Consider the following 668-nt stretch of genomic DNA (forward strand, 5'->3'; position numbering starts at 1 on the left):
AAATTGAGAACGAACAGATTTCTCCCACCTTTCAAGCAATGCAGAAAACTCGCGCACGGTTTGAAAATTGATATGCCACAACTCTTTGAACCTCACGAGAAAAAGGTTGCAACGGGTCGTCGTGATATTACGTTGGCAGGGCAAGGAAAACCGCACCCAACGCAAACCTACGAGCATGAATTGTTAGCCACTCAGCTCTCAAACAAAAAGATGATGCCGTTCAAAAGTGTGGTACATGCGCGCACGTTTGAAGAGTATGGCGATTGGGTTCGTCACGATGGCGAAGAGTTCTTGCTGATCTTATCTGGCGCGGTCCAATTCTATTCCGAGTTCTATGAGCCTGTGGTTCTGAGCGAAGGGGACAGCGTCTATTACGATGCGAACATGGGGCATATGTTGGTCTCCGTTAGCGAGGAAGATGCGCACATTTTGTGGGTGACAGCAAAATAGTTTTAAAAGATGTAAATTTCCTATAGTGAARGCAAACGTTTGCTTTTGTTTAAAACAAGATTAGAATAGCGCCGCTCTGATGATAATTCCCTCAATGCGGCGCTTTTTTTATTACTGCTTAATGTGATTAAATTGTTAAAAGTCACATTTTGAGTAGGACCCAAAAGGTTGAGCGTGCAAATTAGTACAACACGTGTTTATTATTGGAAACGCAGTTT

1 pseudogene is annotated in these 668 nt (G+C 43.2%); it reads left to right on the forward strand.

Annotation, left to right across the window (positions count from 1 at the left end):
* Positions 1–450 (forward strand): annotated as a pseudogene (locus tag CIK04_RS27645) (cupin domain-containing protein); the annotation flags it as partial.
* Positions 451–668 lie beyond the last annotated feature (218 nt).

It is taken from the genome of Vibrio sp. 03_296, from assembly GCF_002265885.1.